Source organism: Shinella curvata, from assembly GCF_022899935.1.
Classification (GTDB): Bacteria; Pseudomonadota; Alphaproteobacteria; order Rhizobiales; family Rhizobiaceae; genus Shinella; species Shinella curvata.
This window is the reverse complement of sequence record NZ_JALJCJ010000008.1, coordinates 229,497-252,939: the sequence shown is the minus strand read 5'-3', so window position 1 is coordinate 252,939 and position 23,443 is coordinate 229,497. Positions and strand designations below refer to the sequence as shown.

The following is a 23,443-nucleotide window of genomic DNA, read 5'->3' as shown; positions in this document are numbered from 1 at the left end:
ATCTCCGGCTGCGCCAATCAGGTCAACGAGATGAACTTCGTCACGAGATATGCGTCGATTGCCTCCGAACCACCTTCGTTGCCGTATCCGGAGTCCTTTATGCCGCCGAAAGGCACTTCAGGCAGCGAAAGGCCGTTGTGATTGATCGTCGTCATGCCGGCTTCGACGCGCGTCGCGAGCGCCTGCGCATTTTCGATGGACCTGGTGAAAGCGTAGGAAGCCAGGCCGAACGGCAATCGGTTGGCCTCCTCGATCGCCGCGTCGAGGTGCTTAACCGGATTGATGATCGCAAGCGGACCGAACGGCTCTTCGTTCATGACACGGGCATCGATCGGCACGTTAGCTAGCACCGTCGCCTCGAAGAAGTTGCCCTTATTGCCGATCCGACGCCCGCCGGTAGCCAGCCTCCCGCCCCGTTCCACGGCGTCGCTGATAAGCGACTCGAGGGCCGGGATCCTCCGTTCGTTAGCGAGCGGCCCCATCGTGACGTCCTTTCCCAGTCCGTTGCCGATCTTGATGGCGCGTGCGGCTTCGACAAAGCCGTCGAGGAACCGGTCAAACACCTTTTCCTGAACCAGAAAGCGCGTCGGCGAAACGCAGACCTGGCCCGCATTGCGAAACTTCGAGAAAGAAAGAACCTGCACGGCCTTGGCGACATCCGCATCGTCTAGGACGATTGCCGGGGCATGACCGCCGAGCTCCATCGTCGCCCGCTTCATGTGGAGGCCAGCAAGCGAGGCGAGTTGCTTGCCAACCGGTGTTGACCCCGTGAAGGAGATCTTGCGGATAACCGGATGCGCGATGAGAAATTCGGATATCTCCGCCGGCACACCGAAGACCAGACCAACAACACCGGCCGGCACACCGGCATCGACGAAGGCCTGGAGCAGTTGCGCGGGCGCGGCGGGTGTCTCCTCCGGTGCCTTGACGATGATCGAGCAACCGGCGGCAAGCGCAGCCGACAATTTGCGAACGATCTGGTTGATCGGGAAATTCCACGGCGTGAAGGCAGCGGCGGGTCCGACGGGGAGCTTGATCGTGGTCTGGGAAACATTGGTGCTGCGGCCGGGGATCACCTGGCCATATGTCCGTCGCCCCTCCTCCGCGAACCATTCGACGAGGTCGCTCGCTGCACCGATTTCGCCGAGCGACTCGTTCAACGGCTTGCCCTGTTCACGTGTCATCAGAAAGGCGATCTGCTCCTTGCGTGCCCTCAGGATATCGGCAGCCTTTCGCATGATCTTCGACCGCTCGTAGGCGGACATGGCGCGCCATGCCTCGAAACCCGCGGCAGACGCTGAGACAGCCAATTCGAGATCGGCCTTTGTCGCCTTCGACACCTTCCCGATCGCCTCGCCTGTGGCCGGGTCGAACACCGGCAAGGTCGCTCCATCCGAGGCATCCCGCCACTCACCGTTGATCAGCAGCTTGGTGTCGCCATAAACATGATTTTCGATCGTCATGGAAATCTCCGGTCTTCGGGGTTTCGCGCGTCGGCGCCCTCGCGCGCAATCAGCGCATCGAGCCAGCCGCTATTCATCTGGGGGACGGACTCGATGAGCCGTTCCGTGTAGCTGCTGAGCGGATTTTTCAGCACCGCATCACGCCCGTTCTGCTCGATCACTTCACCGTTTTTCATGACAACGACTGTATCGGCTATCGCGGCAACGATCTTCAGGTCATGCGTAATGAACAGGTAGGTCTTGCCACTCTGCTTCTGCATGGTGGAAAGCAGATCCAGTATGCCTTCCGCCACCAGTGGATCGAGGCCGGACGTCACCTCGTCGCAGATGATGAGATCAGGATCGGCCGAAATGGCACGGGCGATACAGACACGCTGCTTCTGACCGCCTGACAGCTCGCCGGGAAAGCGGTCGCCAAGCGCCGGTGATAGCTCGACTTGCTCCAGAAGGTGCGCCACTTGTGCCGCGGCGGCCTCACTCTTAATGCCCTTGTAGAACATCAGCGGCCGCCCAAGAATCTCGGATACCTTCTGGCGCGGGTTAAGCGCGGTATCCGGCATCTGGTGGATCAGTTGAATGCGGCGCAGCGTTTCGCGGTCGCGCTGGTCGACCCCTCCAGCCAACACCGTGCCGTCGAGGCACAAGGTGCCGGTATCCGGCGCAAGGAGGCCCGTGATGACGCGCGCCAGTGTCGACTTGCCGGATCCGGACTCCCCGACTATCGCCATGGTGCGCGCCTTCGGCACACGGATCGAAATGGCATCAAGCACGCGGCGCGCGCCATACGAAGCTGACAGATTGTCGATTTCGAGCAGGTGACATTCGGCGGCGCGTTCAGGGCGAATGACCGGATCGGACGCTAGAAGGCGACGCGTGTATTCCTGCCCGGGCGCGTGGAGAAGGGATTGTGTCTCGGCTTCCTCCACCGTCTGCCCGTGCCGAAGCACCATGATACGGTCGGCGACCTGCGCCACCACAGCAAGATCATGCGTGATGTAGAGTGCGGCCGTCTTCGACCCGCGGACGGCGCTGCGCACGGCTGCGAGCACGCCGACCTGGGTGGTGACGTCCAGCGCGGTCGTCGGTTCGTCGAAGACAATGAGATCGGGGTCGCCCGCCATCGCCATTGCAATCATCGCCCGCTGCAACTGCCCGCCGGAAACCTGGTGCGGATAGCGTTGACCGAAGCCGGCCGGGTCGGGCAGGCCGAGGCGCGCATACAGATTTCGCGCCTTGGCCGCTGCCGCCGCGTGGTCGGCAAACCCGTGCACCGCCAGCACTTCGATGAACTGGTCGATCAGCCGGTGTGCCGGATTGAAGAAGGCCGCCGCCGATTGGGCGACATAGGCGATACGCATTCCCCGCAACCGTCGCAGTTCGTTTTCTGGCATATGCAGGAGATCACGCCCCTCGAACCGCACCTGCCCGCCGGAAAAGCGGCAGCCCGGGCGCGCATAGCCGAGTGCGGCGAGGCCAATGGTCGATTTCCCGGCGCCGGATTCTCCGATGAGGCCGAGCACTTCGCCACGATCAAGCTGGAAGGAGACGCCTTTGACGATTTCCTGCCACTGCCCGCCGCTTTCGCCTTCGATTCTCAGACCGCTCACATCGAGAAGAATGCCTGGTTTCATCATGTGACCCTCACTGTCCTTCCCGCAGGCCGCTCGATTTGTCGAGGAACCAGTCGATGAGATAATTGATGCCGATCGTCAGCACGGCGATTGCGCCGGCCGGCAGCAAGGGGGTGACGTCGCCATATGTGATGAGCGTTGCGTTGTCGCGCACCATGGAGCCCCAGTCCGCCGTCGGCGGCTGTATGCCGAGGCCAAGGAAGCTCAACGCGCTGATCATCAGAAACACGAAGCAGAAACGCAGGCCGAACTCGGCAACGAGCGGCGATAGAATGTTCGGCAGGATCTCGCGGCGCATGATCCAGAGGCGGCTCTCGCCGCGCAGTCGCGCCACGTCGATATAGTCCATCGTCACGACATTCATGGCGAGCGCCCGCGCCAAACGAAAGACACGCGTGGAATCGACCAGTGCGATGACGGCGATCAAGACCGGCACGGACATACCGAAGATCGTCAGCAGGAACATGGAGAAGATCAGCTGCGGTATCGCCATGAGCACGTCGATCGCGCGCGACAGCAGATGATCCGGCCACCCACCCGCCACAGCGGAAAAGATGCCGAGCACGCCGCCAACCGCAAAGGCAAGCAATGTCGATGCAAACGCGATACCGACTGTGTTCCGCGCGCCGTATACCAGCCTGGTCAGCATGTCGCGACCGAGATTGTCCGTCCCAAGCAAGAACCTCGCGCTCCATGGTTCGAATTGCGATCCGACGATTTCCGCCTCGCCATAGGGGCTGACCCAGGGGGCCGAGATGGCTACCGCAACATAGGAGGCGACGATGAAGAGACCGAGTTTGGCGCTCAGCGGCGCTGCCGCGAGTACCTTCATCCAGGCGAAAGAAGGCCGCCACCCTGTGGCGGACGGTCCGGCGGCGCTGCGCGCAAGTGGAGTCATGGACGGTTCCTTGGAAGAAGCATGGTTTTCCGGCATTTCATCGGCGATGCAACAGACGTGGATTTGTCACCGTAGCTAGAATGTCGGCCGTCAGATTGAGGACAATGTAAGTCGCGGCGAAGATCAGGCTGCACGCCTGCACCACGGGGATGTCGCGCTTCTGAACACTGTCGACCATCAACTGGCCGAGGCCGGGATAGACGAAGACGACTTCCACAACGACCACGCCGACGACCAGGTAGGCAAGGTTCAGCACCACTACATTGATAATCGGCCCAAGCGCATTCGGCAGGGCATGGCGTGTGACGATGCCGATCGGAGAAACACCTTTCAGCTTCGCCATCTCAATGTAGGGACTCGCGAGCACGCCGATGAGCGCCGCGCGCGTCATGCGCATCATGTGCGCCACCACGACCAGTGTCAGCGTCAAGGCGGGCAGGACCATGCCTTCGATACGGCCGAGAACCGTGCCGCCGCTAAATCCGGCGAGACTCGGCAGCAGGCCCGCTTTCACCGAAAGGAAGAGGATCAGCACATAGGCAACGAAGAACTCGGGGAAGGAGACCGAGGTCAGCGTCAGCAGGTTGATCGCCCGATCGAACGCGCCATTGCGGTAGAGCGCGGCTAGAATGCCCAGACCGAGCGCGAGAGGCACGGCCATGATAGCCGCCAGAACCGCAAGATCAACCGTACTCGACAGGCGGCCAAAGACCAACTCGCCGATCGGCCGGTGATTGGCGAGCGATATGCCGAAATCTCCATGAAGAATGTCGGAGACCCAGGCAAAATAGCGCTCGTGCAACGGGAGGTCCAGGCCAAGCCGGGTGCGGAAAGCCACAATCGTTTCGGGTGACGCGCTCTGGCCCAGCACCTCCGTTGCGATGTCACCGGGTAATGCCGACACACCGAGAAAGATGATAAGTGACACGATCCAGAGCGTGAGCATGCCGGTCGCGAGCCGGTTGGCGATGAGAACGAGAATGTTGCGCATGACCGGGTCCGTTCACACTTGTCGCATTTCAAAAGGCTGCGCATGGCGCTGCATGCGCAGCTTGCCGTCGTCAGATCTGCTTCTGCAGAAAGGCCTTCATCGACGGGCCGACCCGCTCCGACGCCTCGATCAGGATGGCGTGCTTGAGACCATCGAGGATGACCAGTTCGGAATTCGGCATCGCTTCGGCGATCTGCGTGTTGAGACGCGGATTGCAACCGCCATCCAGCTCGCCTGTCAGCACAAGCGATGGTGCGGTCACCTCATGCAGCCACGGGCTCATTTCGGTCTCCGCATAGATGTCGAACACGTTGAGGAACACGTCCCCGTCGGTATCGATGACCTGCTTCTTGCGCCATTCGATGACATCCGGCCGGGCGGCCGCGAAATCGTCGGTGAACCAGCGCGCCGTCAGCGTGTCGAGGATCTGTGGGATCCCCTTGTCGCGCATCGCCGTTACCACTGCTTTCACCTTGGAACTGTCGTCCTCGGTGCGGAAAGCCGCCGTCGACAGCAGGCCGAGGGAAAGGACGCGCTCGGGATAGCGACGAGCATAGGCAGGGCCTATCATGCCGCCCAGCGAGTGGCCGGCGAAATGCGCCTTCTCGATACCGAGCCTGGCACGTAACGCTTCCAGGTCGTCAACCAGGTCATTAAGCCCAAAGCGGCCCTCGGGAAGTGGCGAGTCCCCATGGCCGCGCAGGTCATAGGAAATGCAGGTGAACTGATCCTTCAGCTGTTCGACGATCTTCGCCCAGCCGGTCTTGCGTGCACCGATGCCGTGGACCAGGAAGAGAGCGGGTCCCTGCCCCTCGAGCGTGTAGGCGCAATCAATTGCCTTGCTCATCGTGGAAAGCCTCACTTCTTCTCGGCCTGCGCCGCGGCTGCTGCCCGATCGGAGCAAAGTTCACCGGCGACGGCCCAATCGTCCTGGGCGATCTCGCTGAAGATGATGTGCACAGACTGCGGTGTCGCCTTGGCGGATTCGACGAAGCTGTCGGTTACCGCCTTCGCAATGGCACGCTTCTGTTCGAGCGTACGGCCGGGAAACATTTCGATCTTGATTACAGGCATGGTCATTCCTTGATCTTAGGGGGGATGCGCCGCATTCAAGCGACGGATTTCTGGCGAATGCCGGAGAGCTGCGGCATGACCTCTGCTGAAAAGCGGGCCATCATGTCCAACGTTTCGGATTGCTCCTGGCCGAAATTCGAGGTGACGATCACCTCATCGATACCAGCCTCTGAATAGGCCGAGAGGCGATCGATCATCTCATTCGCCTCGCAGATGATCAGGCTACGGCCAAGCTCCTCGACCGTCTGCTTACGCGGCAGCGGACGGATAGTGCCGCGGTCAACGATGCCGGGGCCGCTGTAGACGTTGTCGAAGCGCTGGTAGTAGGTGGAGGCAAGCTCGAGCTTGGCCCGTGCATCGGCGGCGTCGCGCGCGAGGTAGATGCCGCGCTGAAGCGCGAGGCGGTTGTTCTTGCCGGTTGCTGCGGCTTCGATTTTGCCGCGGCGGAAAGCATTGACCTGTTCCAGCAAGATCGTATGCGAAGCCTGCAGTGGTGTAGTCTGCACATGATAGCCCTTGCGCGCGGTGTGGTAGATACCCTCCGGCACCATCACAGCCAGCATGAGCGGAATTGCGCGTTCGGGGCGCGGCATAACGGTGATCGGATCGAAGGTATAATAGTCCCCGTCCCAGGAAACCTCCTCCCGTGTCAGCAACGCTTCCAGCACCGCAAGCGATTCCTCGAACTTCTTCTTGGTCTCCTCGATCGGCGTGCCAAGACGACCGACCTCATAGGCGAAGGCGCCTCGGCCCACGCCGAGAACCAGGCGCCCGTCGCAGAGCATGTCGGCCTGCACCACCTCGCCGGCAAAAACCCGCATGTCGCGGATCGGCAGCACGGCGATCGACGTCACCAGTTCGATGCGCGACGTCACCGACGCAATCTTGACGGCAAGTTGCAACGGCGATGGCACGAGCAGGATATTGATCAGGTGATGCTCGGGGATCGACACGCCGCGGTAGCCGCATTTTTCCGCCTGCACTGCCTGCTCGACCATGTCGCGATAGAGCCGGGTGCCCCCGTAGCTCGGATCGGGCAGATAGCTGGAAAGGAAGTGGTTGAAATCCATCTTGATAGGTCCTCGTTTCTGCTGTCCTAGCGGGCGACTGCCGGCTTTGCAGGCAGGCCGGGCCGCCATTCGGCCCATGGGAGTGGCTTGCCGTCGAGGGCCGCAACGCGGCCCCCGTCGGCGGTGTCGTAGTAGATGCCGAAACAGCCAGCTTCCCGCTCGCGGAAGAACCGCTGCAACATGCCTCGCTTCATTTCGCCGTCGATCAGGCCCCAGGGGCTGTCCTCAACGCCGAACAGGCGCGCTTCGATGCCGTTGGCGCTTTGAGCCTCAGCCTCACCATTGGTTTCGACAGAGAACATCATCGTCGTTCGGCGCTCTCCTTCCTCCTGGAAGAGCGAGTAAAGAAGCGAGGCATCTGCCTGGATGCCGAAACGGCCAAACAGAGAGCGGAGCACGCCGGTATGCTGCTCGCCGGCTGAAAGCGCCGCACCCGGCACCTCCCAGCGATCGCTCCCCTGCCGCCGGCAGAGCAGCACCCTTCCCTCGCGCTCGAGCAAGCCTCCAACGAAGAGCGGTGCGCCTAGCTGCTCCAGTTCACGCACGGCAAGACCGAAGCCGACATAGCCGCCACGGAAATAGCCGAGAGGTTGTCCGTTCTTCGACTGAAACCGTTCAACGGCACCGAGCAGGATGACGTGATCTCCGGCATCGATGATCCGGTCGCGCGCGCAGATCATGGTTGCGAGGCTTTGTTCCACGAAGGGCACATCGGCGCCGCCGAGCCTTGCGAGCGCATCCGCTTTCACCAACGGATCGCGTGAGGCGAAGGCATTCGATATCTGGCGCTGCCAATCGCCAAGGACGCTTATGCTGAAGTGTTCGGCGGAGGAGAACGTATCGTAACTACCGGAGGTCTTTGCCAGGCAGGCCAGCACCAGCGGCGGATCGAGCGATACGGAGGTGAAGGAGTTGGCGGTAAAGGCTCGCACCACGCCATCGCCGCCACGCGTCGCCACCACCGTGACGCCGGTCATGAAGGAGCCGAGCATGTCCCGGAAGAGACGGCGTTCGCAGTCGTTCGCATCCACCCACATGTGCGTCATCCCAAGTCCTCAATTTCCCATTTCGCAAAGACCGGCCTGGCCGCAAAAGCGAGAGCTGACGTCCGCCCCGCTCCGTAATTTGGCATCGCGAGCGAGGCGTGACCGATCCGTTCAGGCTGTGACCCACCAGCGCTCGATCGCCTTCATGCCATCGAGCGGCAAATCGGCGCTCTGGCGTTCCGGGGTCTGGACGGCTTCGCCGAGACCGTTGACGTAGTTCATGAACATCGGGACGATGGTGCCGCCGTCGTCGCTCAGGATGGTTTGCATCTCACCATACATGTCCTTGCGCTTGGTTTCGTCGAGTTCCGCGCGAGCCTCGACGAGAAGGCCGTTGAAACGCTCGTTGTCCCAACGGGTATCGCCGAAGGACGCACCCTTCGCGTAGATCAGCGAAAAAATGGCGTCTGGTGTCGGCCGCCCGGTCCAGTAGCACGTGCAGAACGGTTTTTTCGCCCACACGTTGCTCCAATAGCCGTCGCTCGGTTCGCGTTTCACGTTGATATCGATACCGGCAGCGGCAGCGGATTCTTTGAACACCACAGCCGCATCGACGGCGGTCGCGAAGGCCGCGTCCGATGCGCTGAGCTCCACCGACAGGTTGTCGAGGCCCGCCTGCTTCAAGTAGTGCTTCGCCTTATCGGGATCATAGGCCCGCTGTGGTAACTCGGAATTGAAATAGCGCTGGTTTGCGGGTATCGGGTGGTCATTCCCCACGACGCCATGGCCCTGCAGAAGCGTCGCAACCCATTGCTCGCGGTCGATCGCGTATTTCAAGGCCATCCTTACGTTCTTGTCGTCGTACGGCTTAACGTCGACCAACATCGGCATGGTGGCATGGCAGTATCCTTGCACCTCGTCGACACGCACCTTGCCGGCGCGTTGCAGGAGGGCGATGGTTTTAAGGTCCACGCGGTTCATCACGTTGATCTGACCGGTGACCAGCGCGCTCTGGCGCGCAGTGACATCGTTAATCGCAATGAGTTCGACCGCATCGGCATGGGCACGCCCCTGCTTCCAGTAGTTGGCGAAGCGCGTCGCCGTGGCCCTCACGCCCGGTTCGAAGTTCTCTAGCTTGTAGCCGCCGGTGCCCATGCCCGATTGCCAGTTGACACTGCCATCCGCATTGGCCGGCATGATGCCGACATGATAGTCGGACAGGAGAATGGCGAGGTCTGCATTGCCGGCGGCAAGTTCGATACGGACGCTTCCCGCATCTTCGATCTTCACGTCGGCGATTTGCGAAAATATGCTCTTGGCGAGCGACGTCGTCTTCTCGCCCCGGTGATGGTTGATCGACGCCACCACATCGTTGACGTCCAGCGATTTGCCATTGTGGAATTCGACACCCTTGCGCAGGCGGAAGATCCAGGTCTTGGCGTCTGTGCTCGATTCCCAGCTTTCCGCCAGCTCGCCAACCGCATTGCCATCCGCATCGAGCTCGACAAGATTGTTGCGCAGGCCGCCGTAACTGAGAGCCATCATGAAATCGTCCCAGGCAAGCGCTGGGTCGAGAGTGTCGGTCGTATTGGCGCCGCCCAGGCCCATGGTGAGCGTGCCGCCGCGCGTGGGCTCAGCCCGCGCCATCCGCGGCAACGCGAGCCCACCGAGCATTACTGCGCCGCCAATAGCGGCTGCACCCTTTAGCATCCCCCGTCGGGAGACGTTACCTTTGGAGAGACGATCCCAGTCAAAATTGCTCATTCCCTTAACCCCCCATGGCCCCGCTTCAGCGCGAGGCCGCAACGTCGAATATTTGTACATCCGTACGATATTCGTTTTGTACATCTGTACCAATTGCCTTGTCAACACGGAAAGTGTGACTTAGGAGAACGAGACTGGGATGGCGCGCAAATGTGGCAGGTCATGCTCTTGCCTGAAGCACGATCAGCGAAGATTATGTCGCGCAAATAGATGAAAAGGATGCAGTGTGACGGAAGCCAAGAAGAAGCAACGCACCTTTCGCTCCTCGGAGGATCGGCGGGCGGAAATCATCGAGGCGGCTTTCCAATGCATCCAGGATGTCGGATATGCGAAGCTGACCGCCCGGAAAATCGCTGAGCACTCGAATATCTCGCTCGGCCATATCACCTACCACTTCAAGGACATGAATGAGGTGCTGGTGGAGACCTACCGATACGCATCACGCATCCTGCTGGACGCGACGTTTCAGGATGTCAGCCGCTCTTCGAAAACGCCGATCGAGCAGCTGAAGGCCTTTCTAGGTACGGGCTTCAGTTCGGCCTTTCTCAAACACGAATACCTGCGCGTGCGTGTCGATCTCTGGTCTGCGGCACTTTCCCATGCGCAAATCGCGGAGACCGAGCGTGAACTGTACGACCGCTATCGTCTGAATCTGGTAGACGTGCTTCAGACGGTGCGAGAAGAAAGGCAGGGTACCGACGGCGACGTAGCCCTTCTCGCCGACAGCATCATGGCAATGCTCGACGGCCTCTGGCTCGACTGGGAACGTCATCACGACGACGCATCCATTCGCAATGGCCTTGAAGGCTGCATCAGATTGGTCAACGCAGTCCTCCCCGCCAAGGAACACCCCGTTATTCAGCCGACGAATTGAAGGGTATGGTGCTGTCCAGCATCTACCTGCACCCTGTTGCCGTCCTCTCCAAGCCGCGCCCGGCTGTCTTACGCTCTCCAGTCTGCAAAGGCACGAAAATCGGCGACCAGTGACTACGGCGAGGACCTGCAAGCACCGCTGCGAGCGGATGCCATGCCAATATCCGTTGCCACAAAGAAAGTTTCGGGCTCGACACGTTCATGGCGCTCTCCGATCACGCGACGGCGTTCAAGTTGCTCTTGGCGAAGTGTGGTGCGACTTCCGATGCGAAGCGGTGCATCATTTCAAGCATGTCCGCCTGGCTCTGTCCGAACCCACCGCTAAGGATGACCTCGTCGATGCCTGCTTCTTCATAGGCGCCCAAACGGTCGATCATTTCAGCCGGTGGACACACCAGAACATTGCGTTCCAGCTCCTCCAACGTCTGCTTGCGGGGAAGCGGCTCGATAAGCCCATTGTTCACGATGCCCGGGCCGGAGAAAACATTGTCGAACCGTTTGTAGTATTCGTGGATCAGCGCGATGCAGCGCTTTGCATCGGCTTCATCGCGCGCGGCATAAGCAACACGCTGCAAGGAGAGCCGGCTGTTCTTGCCTTTTTTCCCGGCCGTCGCCTTGCCGCGCTTGAACGCGTCGACCTGCTCCAGCAGAACCGAATTCGATTCCTGCAGCGGCGTCGTCTGGACGCTCAGGCCGCGGCTGGCTGCGGCGTAGATTGCCTCCGGCGCCATGGCCGCGACCATCATCGGGATCCGCCGCACCGGCCGCGGCATGATCGTAATCGGCTCGAAGCGATAATATTTGCCGTCCCAGGAAACCTCTTCCCGCGACAGGAGGGCGCTGAGCACATCAAAGGATTCGTCGAATTTCTGCCGCGTCTCGGTGATTGGCGTGCCCAGCCTCTCGACCTCGTAGGCAAACGCACCGCGACCGACGCCAAGCACGAGGCGGCCATTGCACAAGATGTCCGCCTGCACCACCTCACCCGCAAAGATGCGCATGTCGCGGACCGGCAACACGACGATCGCCGTCGTGATCTCGACACGGCTCGTCAGGCTGGCGATCTTCACGGCCATTTGCAACGGGGAAGGCACCAGGAGCACATTGACTAGGTGGTGTTCGGGGATTGAAACGGAGCGAAAACCGAGACGCTCCGCAAGAAGCGCCTGCTCGATCATATCGCTATAGAGCCGCTCGCCGCCAAACTCCTTCGTCGGGAGATAGCTGGTCAGGAAATAGTTGAAATCCACGGGGAAACACTCCCTTGCCGTTGTTTGTTGGAACGCCGGATGTGAACGAGCTCGACGTGCCCGAGGAAATCACCGCCCGGCTGCGAGCCGGGCGGCGCATGAATAGGCCACCGAGATGACGCTTACTTGCCGGTCCAGGATTTGACGCGCTCCGGATTCGCGGAGACCCACTCCTTGGCCACGGTGGCAGGATCTTTCTTGTCGATCGTCATGGAATAGATCCACGCCCCGACTTCGCTCGGCTCGATCGCAACCTTGTTCAGGAACGCAGCGATTTCCGGCGCACGCTGTTCAAGCGAGGACGAATAGGCGATGTAGATCGGCTGCGGTGGCGTCGCGCAGGTGATGCGGCTCTGTTTCAGCCAATCCGGCGAGTCTTTCGGATCGACATAGTTGTAGCAACCATCGGCCTTGTACTCCGGCGTGCCCTTCTTGCTTTCCATTGCAAAGCCATCGAATGCCGGCTCCTCGAGCTGCGTCAGCTCAAAAGCCTGATGTAGCGCTTCCGGCTTCCAGTAATAGAACAGCAGGCCGTTCGTTTTCTTCGCCTCGACGCTGGCAAGCTGCGTCTTCATCAAAGCGTCGGAGGCAACGATCGGGTCGTAGAATTCCTCCAGTCCGTAGCTTACACCCTTGACCCGGTAGATATTGGTCACGCCCCAACCCGGAGCACCCGGCCAGTAGTCGCCACGGCCATCACCATTGATATCGAAGAGCGCAGCGATTTCCGGCTTCTTCAGGTCCTCGATCGACTTGATGCCATGCTGCTCGGCAAAGAACTTCGGGACATAGAATCCATCGGTGGCATCATAGGGTTTGGCATTCAGCCTCACCTTGCCCTCGCTGGTGACGAAACGGTCGATATTGCTCTGCTGTGCACCGGACCAGACCGCAGGATGGACATCGACGGAACCGTCGCCTTTCCCCATCGCCGCGAAGATCGCCGTCTGGTCGGCTGCAATAAGACTGACCTCGGCACCGTAGGTGTTGGTGAGGATCTCGGCGAGAACGGCGTTCACCGCTCTCGGCTCGTCCCAAGTGAGGTCGGCCAGCACGATCTTTTCTCCGGCATCTGCGGCTAGAGGCTGAATGAGCGCAAGGACGCCGGCAAGTGCGAACGCGTGGATCCGTTTTTTCATCTGCATTTCATTGTTCCCCTTGTTGTATCGAATGGAATCAAAAGTCCGTCTTGCGGCCGCTGCCTGCTAGGCGATCGAACAGCACGGCACAGAAAACGATTGCCAGGCCCGCCAGGATGCCTTCGCCGTACTGGACATTCTGCAGTGCGAAGAGAACGTTGTAGCCGAGCCCGCCACCCCCGATCAGCGCGGCGACGACGACCATCGACAGGCACATCATGATCGTCTGGTTGATGCCTGTGCGGATGGAGGGCAGTGCCAGGGGGAGTTCCGCCTTGAGCAGCATCTGCAGCGGCGTGGCCCCATGCGCCTGCATCGCTTCACGCACATGCAACGGAACCTGCTCGATGCCGAGGCATGTCAGCCGGACGAGAGGTGGCAATGCGAAAATCACCGTCGCGATCAGCGCTGGCGGTTTGCCGATTGAAAAAAATGCGACCGCCGGCAACAGGTAGACAAAACTTGGCATGGTCTGCATAAGGTCAAGAACGGGTGACGCGATTGCACGGCTAGCCGGGCTTTTCGCAAGCAGAATCCCCGCCGGGATACCGATGGCGACACACACGCAGAGCGATGCCAGCACCAGTGCGGAGGTCTGCAGTGCCTCCGACCAATATCCGAACAGCCCCAGATAGCCGAGCGCCATCCAGACCAGGACGAGCAGCCCCGCCCCACCCCGCTTCCACGCGGCAAATCCGACGACGGCAAAAATGACCGGCCATGGCGACAATGTCAGCACGCTCTCCAGTCCCTTCAGAAGCGCCAGAAGCCAGCGTGTCACGATCCGAAAGAAGACATCGCCATGCACGGTGAGATAAGTAACCGTTGCGTCGATAGAGGCCGCGGCCGTAACTCGCGTAAACTGCGACGACGGAAATGTGGAAAGCTGCGCTGCGATCGGCCCTGTCATGTTGGCGAGAACGATGGTCGCCAAGCTGAAGATATAGAGCAAGACCTCGACCCAAGGCCGTCGCGCCGCGACGGCCTCACGACGGAGTTTTGCCTCCGGCCCGGCAAGGTGGACCAGCGCGACCACCGTACAGCGCGATAGACTGAAGACAACAAGCATAGCGACGAAAAGCTCCTGCATCGCAAGCCAAACCGCAGCCCCATCCGCAAGCAGATACAGCAGCAGGAAGCGCCTTGGCTGTGCCGAGAAACGGAGAGGCCCGACCAGCTGGTCGGCAAAATGGAGGACGGACGCTTTCCCGGCGCTTCGACGTGCCGGTAATGCTGTGCTTAACGTCGCCGTATCGGCAGGCTGAAAGGCCATAGGCACGTCTCCTTCTATCTTTTTTCGTGCCCGCCGACGGCGATCAGAATTTCCCGAGGCCCGACAACGCCGATGACGAGACCGCCATCGACGATGGCAATCGGGCGGTCACTTTCGGTTTGCAGGACAATGAGCTTGGCAAGCAGCGTGCCTCGTTCGCAGACCGGCCATCCTTCCGGCACGACTGAGGCCAAAAGGGCAGCGGCGTGCGCTGGATACTGCGTTGCAGGCACCATGATGCGCTCGGCATCGACAAAATGAACCGGCGATATGCCCTCGACGAATTGGGCGACGTAGTCGTTGACAGGCGACAGCACGATCTCGGCGGGCGATCCTGTCTGCACGATCTGCCCATCGCGCATGATCGCAATCCGGTCGCCAATACGGATCGCTTCGTCGAGGTCGTGGGTAATGAAAAGGGCCGTCTTGCCGAGCGTTTTGGCAAGCCGCCGGAACTCGGTCTGCAACTGTTTACGGATCAATGGATCCAGCGCGCTGAATGGTTCATCCATCAGGAGAATGTCGGCGTCCGCCGCAAGCGCCCGCGCTAATCCCACACGCTGCTGCATGCCGCCGGAAAGTTCGCTCGGGTACCGATCTTCCCAACCAGCAAGCCCGACGATCGACAGGGCCTGATGGACCGCCGCATGTGCGGCAGCACCTGTTTCGCCACGCAATTCGAGCGGAAGATACGTATTTTCTTCAACGGTTCGGTGCGGGAGGAGCGCCACGTTCTGGAAGACCATCCCGATCTTGCGGGCGCGCAGTTCTCGCAATGCCTTGGCATCAAGGGCGGAAATAGAGCAGTCATCGACGAGGATGTCTCCGGCCGTCGGCTCAATAAGACGGTTGACATGACGGATCAGGGTCGATTTTCCCGAGCCCGACAGCCCCATGATGCAGAAAACCTCGGACGGACGGACGTCGAAGCTGACGCCTTTCACCGCCACGACACAGCCATGCTCTCGGCGCGCGCGCTCCACGTCGATGTTCTCGGCAAGAAGGTCGCCTAGAATCCGGTCAACGACAGACTTGTGTCCGAAGACCTTCCAGACGTTCCGGCAGGAAACAACCGGAGCTCGAGCTTTGTCGAAATGCGACGTATCGAACTGCATCTTGGGGACAGCGTTCATTTTACCTCATCGACGGATGGAAGCTGCATGAGCCGGGTGTTCGGCCACGAAAAGCACGATCGGCCCCTCGCCCGGGGCGACAGTCACCATTCCGAGGCGAAGGTCGCCCTCAAGAGCTTTCCCCGCTTGGCCGGTGGATGACGAAAAGTTGACAGAAAGCCATAATCCTGTAAATCAAATTATTATGGTAATAATATTCGACTTTATCGAATTTACTCGAAAGCGGATCCGGGCATGAATCTGTCGCACGTGCATACGTTTCTTGTGGTGATGGAAACGGGTAATCTCAATAAGGCCGCCGCCAAACTGAACGTCACGCAATCGACCGTGACAGCGCGCATCAATGCGCTCGAAGACGTGCTCGGCCAGAAGTTGCTGCGGCGGGTCAAATCCGGCGCCGAGCTGACAGCCAACGGTTCCAAATTCGTCAAGCACGCCCAGATCCTGATCCAGGTCTGGAACCAGGCTCGCCACGACACCTCGCTGCCGAGTGGATTTGACGATGTCTGCAATCTTGGCTGCACCGACGCATTGTGGAGCGGGGTGGGAGAGTTGTGGCTCAATACCATCCGCTCCAGATGCCCGACGGTCGCCGTGAACGTCGAGAGCGGAAGCGAGGCGGAGGTGCGCCCGTGGATTGTCAACTCCATCGTCGACGTGGCAATCGCCTACGAGGCGCCGCCGGCAACCGGCTTTTCCATCAGTCCGCTTTTCGAAGATCTCTTCATCGAGGTCGCGACTGTCGAACGGGGCCTGATGCGCTGGGATCCGATGTACGTCTATGTCGACCACGGCGAGGATTTCCGCCGCTGGCATGCAGAGACGTTTCCGGTCGAAGATACAGCTGTGGTGACGTTCACCAACGGTGTGTTCGCCTTGGAACACATCCTGAAATGGGGTGGATCGGCCTACCTGCCCTATAGGGTCGTCAAGGACCGAATGGAAGACGGTCAGGTTTTTGAGGTCAAGGATGCCCCGCGCTTTCGCCGCACTGCCTATCTCGCGCGCAACGTCTCTCGAACACAGACCTGGCCTTGGTTTGACGATGTGCATGCGGGGTTCAGGCAAGCGGCAGAAAAGCTCACGCTTCCACCACAATGCTGATTTTGGTTCGAACGAGCACCTAGGGTATAGCAACGAAGCCTCATTAGTACATCCGTACCAATACATTTCGTACAGATGTACCAAATCGTCAAGCCTTGTTTTTCAGGCTCTTGGGAGCAAGCAACCGTTTGTGAAGGCGAGTGACGACGGAGCAGGCGGTCTCGGCCTGAGTGCGAGGTTTCCAGCTGCTCCCCCCGGTGAGCAAACCGCCAAGGTCAGCGAGCTTTGCTCTTGATGGGACTCGAACCGTGGCCCGTTCATCATGCCGCGCTTCGAGTTGCGCAAATACTTGGAAAACAAAGATCAAGCTTTTTAGGCAACTGCTTGCGCACCAGTGATTTCCACCAGTGACCCGCACATGAACGCAGCTTCGTCGGACGCGAGGAACGCAAAGAGCGCCGCGACGTCCTCAGGCTTGCCAACGCGGCCGAAGGGCACGAGCATGTCGAGGTCGGCGATCGTGCGACCGGAACGACACACCCCGGCTTCGGGCATGGGGTATATCTCGACGATGCGAGGCCTCACGAGATCTTTACGTCGGTTTCAGACATCGTTTTAGCAGTTTCGTAGCAAATTCAATCTCTTCCTCGTTCGATGCAGCGAAGCCGACGAGAAGCGCCTTTCGCGGCGATGTTCGGTTTGCGTAGTAGTAAGACAGTTGTTCAACGCCGAGATTGTTGCGCCGGCAGCGGATCAGAACGGCGTCCTCATCGATCGACTGATCTCTGTAGTAGCAAAGATTGTAGAAGCCCGATGCAAACTCGGGCGGTTCGAAGATATCGGCGAAATCGGAGCGAAGAATGTCGAGGAGCTGGTTCTGACGCTGGGCGTAGATACGCCGCATCCGATGGAGGTGGCGCGCGTAGTGACCGTCCTCAATGAGGCGCCCGACGATCTGTTCGGTGAATTGCGGCAGTGCGCGATAGCGCACCTGGATCAGCCGGCGGCATTTTTCCGCGAGCGCCCGCGGCATGATCATGTAGCCGACGCGCAGGGATTGCAGCAGCGACATGCTGAACGCGCCGACATAGATGACCTGGCCAGCCTGATCCAGGGCCTTCAGCGGGGGAATGGGCCCGCCCTGGTAACGAAACTCACTGCCCAGGTCGTCCTCGATGATCAGCGTGTCGCGGTCCGCCGCCCAATGGAGCATTTCCAACTTGCGTTTCATGGGCATGCCGATTGTCATCGGCTGCTGCTTGGCGGCCGTGACGAAGGCCAGCTTGACGTCGCGACTGGCGACCGTGTGCGGATCCGGGCCGGATGCATCGACATGCATCGGCTCAATCCTGCAGCCATAGGACTGGAAGATCGATCGGATCGCCGCCATTCCTGGTTCCTCGAAGGCGACCGTATCGCCCGGGTTGAGCAGCAACTCGGCAAGAAGGTTGACGGCATGATGGGCGCCGAGAGTGGTAACCACTTCCTCCGGCTCGCATCGGATGCCGCGGCTGACGGCGATATGTTTGGCGATCTGCTCTTCGAGGAGGGACGGGCGGAGGATCTCGCGATAGTTGACGATGCGAAAGTCGCCCTCGGCAAAGACCTCCTTCGTCAGCCGCGACCAGATGTGCACCGGGAACAGGCGGTGATCGGGCGAGGCCATGTGAAGATGTTGCGACCCGTCGTTGAGCGTCAGGGAATTGCGCCATGTCAACGCCTGGCCGCGATGCGAGACCAGCTTCTCGAACCGGTCGGAGACCACAACACCTTCGTGATGCACCTTGGACTTGCCGGCATCGCGCCTCGGCACGGTTTCCACATAGGTGCCGCTGCCGCGAGTGGAACTGAGGTATCCCTCCGCCACGAGCTGATCGAGTGCCGTCACGACGGTGAAACGGGAAACCCCCAGGCTTTCCGACAGCACGCGGGACGAGGGTATGCGCGTCCCGCCCGGTATAGCGCCGGACAGGATCATCTGTCGCAACCCGTCATAGAGTTGCAGGTACAATGGCCTCGCGCTGTCGGCGTCGAGGATCAATCCGTCCAGGCTGGACCCGTCGATCGTGCGTGCGATGATGCGCCTCCCGTATGTCACGGGCGTTACAAGTGGACTGGTCGAATTTGCGATTTCTGGCCATGTATACAGCACGCTTGCCGGTTCATATCCATCCCGGATTTCAAAAAGGCGCCACCGGACGGGCCAAGCCCGTCTCACCTGGCCGTATCGGGGGATTATCGATGGATGAACTTGCCTACCTCTCCGGCCTCGTTGCTAAGGGCCGGGTCTCGCGTCGGGATTTTCTCGGGCGCAGTGCTTTCCTCGGCCTGAGCATAGTCGCCGCGGGCTCCCTGCTGTCGACTGCCGTGCGGGCAGAAGGCCCTGTGCGTGGCGGAACGATCAAGGTCGGCATGCAGGGCGGCGCGTCGAGCGACAGCCTCGACCCCGGCCTCGCCACCAATCAGGTGACCGCGATGGTCAACCACCTGTGGGGCGAAACGCTCGTCTGGCTGGCGCCGGACGGTTCGCCCATTCCAGTCCTGGCCGAAGAATGGCGTTCCTCGCCCGACGCCAAGACGTGGACATTCAAAATTCGCAAGGACGTGCAGTTCCACGACGGCAAGACGCTGACGCCCGATGACGTGGTCGCAACGATCGAACGGCATTCGGACGAAAACGCAAAATCAGGCGCGCTCGGCATCCTCAAGGGCATCGAGACCGTCAAGGCTGATGGCGATTCCGTAGTCTTCACGTTGAAGGAAGGCAATGCCGACATGCCCTTCCTGATGATCGACTATCATCTGGTGATCCAGCCAAACGGCGGGAAAGACAACCCGGCCGCCGCAATCGGCACCGGCCCCTACAGGATTGTCGGCAGCGAAGCAGGCGTGCGCTACAACGCCGTCCGTTTCGACGGTTACTGGGAAGGCGACAAGGTGGGCTTTGCCGAACAGGTGGAGATCGTCGTCATCAACGATGCGACGGCGCGTATCGCGGCCATGCAAAGCGGCCAGGTGCACATGATCAACCGCATCGAGCCGAAAACCGTCGCGCTGCTCAAGAACATGAAGAAGGTGACGATCAAGAACATTTCGGGCCGCGGCTTCTATCCCTTCAACATGTTCTGCGACACGGCGCCCTTCGACAATGCGGACCTGCGCCTCGCCCTGAAATATGCGATGGACCGCGAGACCATGATCGACCGTATCCTGCAGGGCTACGGCTCGCTCGGCAACGACACGCCAATCAATAGGGCCTATCCGCTCTACGAAGAAATCGAGCAGCGGACCTACGATCCGGAAAAAGCCGCCTTCCATTTCAAGAAGTCGGGCCATGACGGCAGCATCCTGCTGCGCACGTCGGAGGTCGCCTTTCCGGGCGCGGTGGATGCCGCGGTCCTCTATCAGGAAAGCGCCAAGAGGGCCGGCATCGACATCGAGGTCAAGCGCGAGCCCGGTGACGGATATTGGTCGAACGTCTGGAACGTCCAGCCCTTCGCCACCTCCTACTGGGGTGGCCGGCCGACGCAGGACCAGATGTATTCCACAGGCTATATTTCGACGGCGGACTGGAACGACACGCGCTTCAAGAACCAGGCCTTCGACAAGCTGGTGATCGCCGCGCGCGCCGAACTGGACGAGGCGAAGCGGCGCGCAATGTACCGCGACATGTCGGTGATCATGCGCGACGAAGGCGGCCTGATCGTGCCGATGTTCAACGACTTCATCGATGGCGTCAGCGAGAGTATCCAGGGTTGGGTGGACAATCCCGCCGGCGAACTGATGAACGGTGATGCACCGCTGCGGTGCTGGCTCAGCGCCTGAGCAAGCATGCAAGACACCGACCCAATCCGCCGCCTTGCCTGGCGGCGCATCCCGCCAGCACCGTTCATGGACAGCCAATGCCCCTTCGCAACAAACTCCTGCTCATCATCCTCGACGGCCAGCCCTGGCGCAACGCCCGACGGCTGATGGGCAATCTGGAGGGCTGGGTGCAGACCGGCGAGGCACGCGTGTGGAAGATGCGCTCCGTGCTTCCGTCCACATCGGCATCCTGCTACGCCTCGATCCACACCGGCGTGCCGCCGCAGGTCCATGGCGTTCTCTCAAACGAGACGCTCTTCCGTGTCGATCAGCCGGATATCTTTTCCGAAGTGACCAAAGCCGGCGGCAAAACCGGCGCGGTGACCCATTCCTTCTGGTCGACCTTCTTCCAGCGTGCGCCCTTCGACATGGTGCAGGACATCGAATACGACAATTCCGATGGCCCGATCCATCACGGCCGTTTCCATACGATGGCGGGCTACAACCACCAGAACCAGATGACGCCGAGCGACCTCGATCTCTTCGCGACGCTCACCATGCTGACCGAGCGCCATGCCATCGATTACGGCATACTGCATACCTGCACGCTCGACAGCATGGGCCACCGCTACGGCCAGGATTGCGGGCAGATGGACGTCGCCTGCTTCACCATCGATGCCCAGCTCGCCGCCTTCCTGCCCCGCTGGCGCAAGGCAGGTTACGAGGTGATCGTGACGGCCGACCACGGCCAGTCGAACCGTGGCCACCATGGTGGCCGCGACGACGAGATGCAGGACGTCGCCTTCTATTGGTTCGGCGGTGGCGAGGGCCCGACCGAAGATGCGCTCCTGGACCAACTCCAACTCGCGCCGACCATCCTGTCTAGACTGGGTGTTGATCTGCCAGGCAGCATGAAGTCAAAGGCGATTTTCGATTAGCTTGCTCGCAGGAAGGAAAAGGGCGCTTAAGTAAGAAAGCTCTTAATGGGATATCAACGTTCGAATCCTGCTTCCCACAACGGGTAAGGCTTTGAATTCTTTAAGCCGGCGGCATAGTCACAGTGAAACGCCCGAGACGATCGTCTCGGGCGCCAGAAATAATCCGTCTCTGCAGGAAGCTGAGGCTCCGCCAATACGTTCAGAGTGCCTTTGAGCTCTCTCGCTCCACGTGCGCATAGCGCTCTTCAAGAAGCGCGAACAGCCGGTCGGCATCAACGTCCGTCATGACGAAGCAGTTCGGCGCACGACCGGCGAGCTCCCGTTTGGTCACACTGACAACGCTCTGGCCGATGGCAAGCGGCGAAACGCAGTCCACTTCGACAAAACCTTGAACACCGGAGAAGATTGCAGGCTCGATGAGATAAGCGATAACGCATGGGTCGTGCAGGCACGGGTCTCCCGCGCCATATGCGTTCAGCATGTCGGCGATGATGCCGCCGATCCGGCCGAGGCTCTTTAAACGCTCCGTCCGTTCCTGCGTGATGATCGCCTTGTGGGTAACATCGAGGCCGAACATGATCATCGGGATGCCCGAAGCCATAACGGCCTGGGCGGCATGGGGATCAAAGTAGAAGTTGAATTCCGCGCGCTCCTTGATGTTTCCAGGGCAGAAAGCCGCTCCCCCCATGAAAACGATGCGCCTGATCAGCGGTGCGATTCCGGGATCGATCGAGAGGGCAACCGCGATGTTGGTCATGGGGCCGAGCACTGCAAGGGTCACCTCGCCGGGCGCGGCGCGCACCTGATCAATGATGAACTGGACGGCCGTGCGTTCGGCGGGTGCAGAGGCCGGCTTCGGCAGACCGATATCCCCAAGCCCATCATCACCATGCACGGTGACGCCGGCGCGTTCTGGATAAAGCAGCGGGCGGCCGCAGCCCTGGAAGACCGGGATGTCTGTTCGGTTGGCGAGCTCGCAGATCAGCCGGGCGTTGGCCTCCGTCTTTTCGAGCGGGATGTTGCCAGCGACTGCGGTAATGCCGAGGATCTCGACCTCGCTCGATCCAAAGGCAAGCAGAATGGCTGCGGCGTCGTCGACGCCCGGGTCACAATCGATGATAATACGTTCGGTCATTCAACGTTCTTTCGTATAAGGTATGCCGCCGGCCTTCGGAGGGATGGCGCGGCCCATGAAGCCGGCCAGCAAAACCACCGTGAGGACATAGGGGAGAGACTGGACGATCTGGGTGGAAAGCGCCGGCCCCAACCCGAAATCGAAGGCCTGGAAGCGGATCGACAGGGCTTCCAGGAAGCCGAAGAGAAGGCAAGCGAAGAGAACGGGAACCGGCCGCCACTTCGCGAAGATCAATGCCGCCAGGGCCATGTAACCCTTGCCAGCGGACATTTCCCGCACGAAGCCCGCCGACTGGGCGACCGAGAGATAGGCCCCGGCAATGCCGCAGAGGATCGCCCCGCAGAGCAGCGCACGGTAGCGCAGCCAGTCCACGGAAATGCCGGCCGTATCGACAGCGGCGGGGTTTTCACCGACGGCGCGAAGGCGAAGGCCGAACCGCGTGTGATGGAACACCCACCACGTCACCGGCACGGCCGCGAAGGCGACATAGACGAGGATATTGTAGCCTGAGATCAGGTCGGCATAGATCGCGCCGACGACGGGGACCGAGCGCATCTCCTCGGCAAAGGGCAGCACCACGGTGGGAAAGCGCGCCGCCGGCTGGAGTTGCGGCGTCCTGCCGCCGAGCGCAAACCAACCTACCGCAAGGAGAACCGTCAAGCCGGACGAGATGAAGTTGATTGCCACACCTGAGATGATCTGATTGCCCTGGTGCGTCACCGACGCGAAGCCATGGACGAGGCTGAGAAGGACGGCGACGAGGATCGCAAAGACTAGGCCGATCCAGGCGGAATCGAACTGATAGGCGGCTGCCGCCGCAGCGAAGGCTGCAAACAGCATCTTGCCCTCGAGCCCGATATCCCAAACGCCCGAACGTTCGGAAAAGAGACCAGCCAGTCCGCACAGGACAAGGGGCACCGACAGGCGGAGCGTCGAGCTCAGGAGAAGAACAATGGTGGTGAGGAATTCCTGCATCG

Annotated in this window: 20 protein-coding genes and 1 pseudogene; 4 read left to right on the top strand and 17 right to left on the bottom strand. The window is 60.6% G+C overall.

What is annotated here, in order from left to right; all coding sequences use genetic code 11:
- Window positions 1-17: 17 nt before the first annotated feature.
- The 9 genes from MUU55_RS26075 to MUU55_RS26035 all read right to left on the bottom strand — a co-directional run bounded on the left by MUU55_RS26075 (window position 18) and on the right by MUU55_RS26035 (window position 9,961).
- Entirely contained in the window at window positions 18-1,463 is a 1,446-nt protein-coding gene (locus tag MUU55_RS26075) for an NAD-dependent succinate-semialdehyde dehydrogenase (protein WP_244763698.1), read from the bottom strand.
- Window positions 1,460-3,097, bottom strand: a complete 1,638-nt coding sequence (locus MUU55_RS26070; protein ID WP_244763697.1) for an ABC transporter ATP-binding protein — start codon at window positions 3,095-3,097, stop codon at window positions 1,460-1,462. The genes MUU55_RS26075 and MUU55_RS26070 overlap by 4 nt, the downstream gene beginning before the upstream one ends.
- Window positions 3,098-3,104: 7 nt before the next feature.
- Window positions 3,105-3,992, bottom strand: coding sequence for an ABC transporter permease (locus MUU55_RS26065; RefSeq protein ID WP_342346076.1), 888 nt, complete (start codon window positions 3,990-3,992; stop codon window positions 3,105-3,107).
- Window positions 3,993-4,029: 37 nt separating this feature from the next.
- Complete coding sequence (locus MUU55_RS26060) at window positions 4,030-4,983, bottom strand: ABC transporter permease (RefSeq protein ID WP_244763696.1); 954 nt, start codon at window positions 4,981-4,983, stop codon at window positions 4,030-4,032.
- Between the two features lie 70 nt (window positions 4,984-5,053).
- Entirely contained in the window at window positions 5,054-5,830 is a 777-nt protein-coding gene (locus tag MUU55_RS26055) for an alpha/beta fold hydrolase (RefSeq protein ID WP_244763695.1), read from the bottom strand.
- An 11-nt stretch (window positions 5,831-5,841) separates the two neighbouring features.
- Window positions 5,842-6,063: a 2-hydroxymuconate tautomerase gene (locus MUU55_RS26050; RefSeq protein ID WP_244763694.1), complete on the bottom strand. Its 222-nt coding sequence runs from the start codon at window positions 6,061-6,063 to the stop codon at window positions 5,842-5,844.
- Between the two features lie 29 nt (window positions 6,064-6,092).
- Window positions 6,093-7,127, bottom strand: coding sequence for an LLM class flavin-dependent oxidoreductase (locus MUU55_RS26045; protein WP_244763693.1), 1,035 nt, complete (start codon window positions 7,125-7,127; stop codon window positions 6,093-6,095).
- A 26-nt stretch (window positions 7,128-7,153) separates the two neighbouring features.
- The gene (locus MUU55_RS26040) at window positions 7,154-8,173 is read right to left on the bottom strand and encodes a flavin reductase (protein WP_244763692.1); all 1,020 of its coding nucleotides are present in this window, start codon (window positions 8,171-8,173) and stop codon (window positions 7,154-7,156) included.
- Window positions 8,174-8,284: 111 nt separating this feature from the next.
- Window positions 8,285-9,961, bottom strand: a complete 1,677-nt coding sequence (locus MUU55_RS26035) for an ABC transporter substrate-binding protein (protein ID WP_244763691.1) — start codon at window positions 9,959-9,961, stop codon at window positions 8,285-8,287.
- A gap of 142 nt (window positions 9,962-10,103) precedes the next feature.
- On the opposite strand from MUU55_RS26035, the gene MUU55_RS26030 reads away from it, so the two are divergent.
- Window positions 10,104-10,751, top strand: coding sequence for a TetR/AcrR family transcriptional regulator (locus MUU55_RS26030; RefSeq protein WP_244763690.1), 648 nt, complete (start codon window positions 10,104-10,106; stop codon window positions 10,749-10,751).
- A 214-nt stretch (window positions 10,752-10,965) separates the two neighbouring features.
- Here the strand turns inward: MUU55_RS26030 and MUU55_RS26025 are convergent, their stop codons facing one another.
- From MUU55_RS26025 to MUU55_RS26010, 4 genes are all read right to left on the bottom strand, one after another.
- Window positions 10,966-11,928, bottom strand: a complete 963-nt coding sequence (locus tag MUU55_RS26025; protein ID WP_244763689.1) for an LLM class flavin-dependent oxidoreductase — start codon at window positions 11,926-11,928, stop codon at window positions 10,966-10,968.
- A gap of 194 nt (window positions 11,929-12,122) precedes the next feature.
- A complete protein-coding gene (locus tag MUU55_RS26020; RefSeq protein ID WP_244763688.1) occupies window positions 12,123-13,139 on the bottom strand; it encodes an ABC transporter substrate-binding protein in 1,017 nt (338 codons plus the stop codon).
- Window positions 13,140-13,176: 37 nt separating this feature from the next.
- Window positions 13,177-14,412 (bottom strand): ABC transporter permease, encoded by a 1,236-nt coding sequence (locus MUU55_RS26015; RefSeq protein WP_244763687.1) that lies wholly within the window; start codon window positions 14,410-14,412, stop codon window positions 13,177-13,179.
- A gap of 14 nt (window positions 14,413-14,426) precedes the next feature.
- The gene (locus MUU55_RS26010) at window positions 14,427-15,545 is read right to left on the bottom strand and encodes a betaine/proline/choline family ABC transporter ATP-binding protein (protein WP_244763686.1); all 1,119 of its coding nucleotides are present in this window, start codon (window positions 15,543-15,545) and stop codon (window positions 14,427-14,429) included.
- A 234-nt stretch (window positions 15,546-15,779) separates the two neighbouring features.
- Between MUU55_RS26010 and MUU55_RS26005 the strand changes: the two genes are divergently transcribed.
- Window positions 15,780-16,649: a LysR family transcriptional regulator gene (locus MUU55_RS26005; RefSeq protein ID WP_244763685.1), complete on the top strand. Its 870-nt coding sequence runs from the start codon at window positions 15,780-15,782 to the stop codon at window positions 16,647-16,649.
- A gap of 312 nt (window positions 16,650-16,961) precedes the next feature.
- Here MUU55_RS26005 and MUU55_RS26000 read toward each other — a convergent pair.
- Both MUU55_RS26000 and pdxR read right to left on the bottom strand, forming a co-directional pair.
- Window positions 16,962-17,147, bottom strand: a pseudogene (locus tag MUU55_RS26000) (SDR family oxidoreductase); the annotation flags it as partial.
- Between the two features lie 34 nt (window positions 17,148-17,181).
- Entirely contained in the window at window positions 17,182-18,687 is a 1,506-nt protein-coding gene (pdxR, locus tag MUU55_RS25995) for a MocR-like pyridoxine biosynthesis transcription factor PdxR (RefSeq protein ID WP_244763684.1), read from the bottom strand.
- A gap of 143 nt (window positions 18,688-18,830) precedes the next feature.
- Between pdxR and MUU55_RS25990 the strand changes: the two genes are divergently transcribed.
- A complete protein-coding gene (locus MUU55_RS25990; RefSeq protein WP_244763683.1) occupies window positions 18,831-20,414 on the top strand; it encodes an ABC transporter substrate-binding protein in 1,584 nt (527 codons plus the stop codon).
- Window positions 20,415-20,491: 77 nt separating this feature from the next.
- Window positions 20,492-21,331 carry an alkaline phosphatase family protein gene (locus tag MUU55_RS25985; RefSeq protein ID WP_244763682.1) on the top strand — a complete coding sequence of 280 codons (840 nt, stop codon included), beginning with the start codon at window positions 20,492-20,494 and terminating at the stop codon, window positions 21,329-21,331.
- Between the two features lie 199 nt (window positions 21,332-21,530).
- Here MUU55_RS25985 and MUU55_RS25980 read toward each other — a convergent pair whose 3' ends face one another.
- The gene (locus tag MUU55_RS25980) at window positions 21,531-22,466 is read right to left on the bottom strand and encodes a nucleoside hydrolase (RefSeq protein WP_244763681.1); all 936 of its coding nucleotides are present in this window, start codon (window positions 22,464-22,466) and stop codon (window positions 21,531-21,533) included.
- The gene (locus MUU55_RS25975; protein WP_244763680.1) at window positions 22,467-23,441 is read right to left on the bottom strand and encodes an ABC transporter permease; all 975 of its coding nucleotides are present in this window, start codon (window positions 23,439-23,441) and stop codon (window positions 22,467-22,469) included.
- Window positions 23,442-23,443: the final 2 nt, after the last annotated feature.